The sequence below is a fragment of the Mesorhizobium sp. M7D.F.Ca.US.004.03.1.1 genome, assembly GCF_003998635.1.
Lineage (GTDB): Bacteria > Pseudomonadota > Alphaproteobacteria > Rhizobiales > Rhizobiaceae > Mesorhizobium > Mesorhizobium loti.
This window is the reverse complement of record NZ_RZQG01001097.1, coordinates 1-1774: the sequence shown is the minus strand read 5'-3', so window position 1 is coordinate 1774 and position 1774 is coordinate 1. Positions and strand designations below refer to the sequence as shown.

General features: G+C 63.9%; 2 protein-coding genes and 1 pseudogene. All 3 read right to left on the bottom strand.

Going from position 1 to position 1774, the window contains the following annotated elements; translation table 11 throughout:
• A pseudogene (locus EN935_RS42455) lies at window positions 1–107 on the bottom strand (ester cyclase); the annotation flags it as partial.
• A gap of 157 nt (window positions 108–264) precedes the next feature.
• On the bottom strand, window positions 265–1257 hold the full coding sequence (locus tag EN935_RS34290) for a carbon-nitrogen hydrolase family protein (RefSeq protein ID WP_127262657.1): 993 nt from the start codon (window positions 1255–1257) through the stop codon (window positions 265–267).
• A 229-nt stretch (window positions 1258–1486) separates the two neighbouring features.
• Window positions 1487–1774: LysR substrate-binding domain-containing protein (locus EN935_RS34285; protein WP_245489123.1), on the bottom strand; the 288-nt coding region annotated here is incomplete at its 5' end.

Genomic DNA, 1774 nt, shown 5'->3' with positions numbered 1-1774 from the left:
TTGTAATGCACCTCGTCATGAACGAACCGGTGCAGGTGCCGCCAATCCTGATTGTTGAGGCAAGCGATGTAGCCGAGATAGGTGTCGGTAAGATCGGTGTCGGTCACGGCGATTGCTCCGGTGCTGATGCCTGGTCTCGAACCTGTGGTTCGCGCGAACAGGAAGATAGAACGACCGACGATTCATTCCAGATGGGTTGCGCTCTATCGGCGGCAACGCAGAGGGCGGCCGGCAGCCGCCAGCCGACCTCCGGGTCACGCCCGGCTAGAACATACCGCGATCGTTGCTGCGCTGGTCGTCTTCCACCAGATGCGGCTGATAGATTCCCGCTCGCGCCGTTCGCCGCCAGGGCCGGGCCGGGTCTGCCGGATTGTTGTCGATATCGGCGACGGCAATCGCGGCGGTTCCATCGGCTGGACATTGCGCCGCCCAGCGGCCACCGGGGGCAACGATCCCCGAAGGCGCGGTCAGGCTGTGTTGCGCGGGGAGAGAGAAACTCGCCCAGTAATTGTTGCTTGCCGCGTGTCCCTGCATCTCGACGGCGAAGGCCGGACCATCGGCGGCAGTGATTGTCGAGAACAGGACGCAGTCGACATCTAGCCTCTCATAGTCGATGAAAATCTCGGGAAAGTGCGCTTCCATGCCGAGCGTGCAGCCGAAGCGGAGCCCGTCGACCTCGAACGTCATGGGGATCGAACCCGGCGTGTACATGAAGGAGATCTTGGTGTTCGACAGCATGCGCTCGTCATAGCGCGTCACCAGCTCGCCGCGATCGGAGACGACATAGAGGCTGTTGTGCGGCCGACGCGGTCCGCTCAGCCGATGCACCGAACCGAAGACCGTCCACAGCCCAAGCTCGCGCGCAAGCGCTGTCGTCGCCTCCAGTTCCTCGCGCAGGACAGCCCATTCGAACCGGCTCCAATCGGCAGGCCCGATATGTTCGCGGCCCCTGGCCGACATGATGCGTTTGTTGGGGGAGCAGGTCGCGCCTTCGGGAAAGTGCAGCAGTCTCGCGCCCGCCTGCCGCGCCTCTCGCATCAGGCGTCGCATCTCCAGCCCGCTGTCGCGCAGCGCGCCGATGTTGGTGGGGTCATCATGGACGGTGCTTTGCGCCACGGCCAATCGCACCGATCTCACTTCGGTCGCCGGATCGTTCGGCGCACCGCGGTGAAAATGCCTGAGAGCAGCCGTATAGGATTCGCCTGTCCTGGCAGCGCGAGCCCGCACACGGCGTTTGAAATTTGTATTTTGCGTCATTGTCATGGCCTTTCACGTCCCGGATGGGGTTCCCCAGCAACCACATCCGAAACGGTCGGACCAAGACAGCGGCCTGAGACTGGAAAGCCCCTTTGCCTCCGTTGAAAGGCCGTGCTGGGGACGGTCCCTGGAGGTTCGGCGCAGGCCACGCCGTGGAGAATGATGCCGATGCTGTCCTGCTTCGTCAACCGGGCAGGCAACCGATGCTGACCGGTCGAAAGGCTCACATCTAATCCCGGTAGCGCAGCGCGTCGACCAGCAGCGAGAAGGCTGGCGTCGCCTGCCGGCGGCTGGGGTAATAGAGATGGTAGCCGGGGAAGGGCGCGCACCAGTCGGCGAGCACCCGCACCAGCCGGCCGTCGGCCAGATAGGCTGTCACCTGGTCGTCGGGCATATAGGCGAGCCCCAATCCGGCGAGCACGGCATTCATGCGCAGTGCGGCTGTGTTGAACACCAGCTGGCCTTCGACCCGCACCTTCAGCTCGCGCCCGGCCTTCTCGAACTCCCACGCATAGAG

Bases quoted from the DNA above. Each gene is read 5' to 3' on its own strand.
- EN935_RS34290 (WP_127262657.1), bottom strand. From the start codon at position 1,257: ATGACGCAAAATACAAATTTCAAACGCCGTGTGCGGGCTCGCGCTGCC.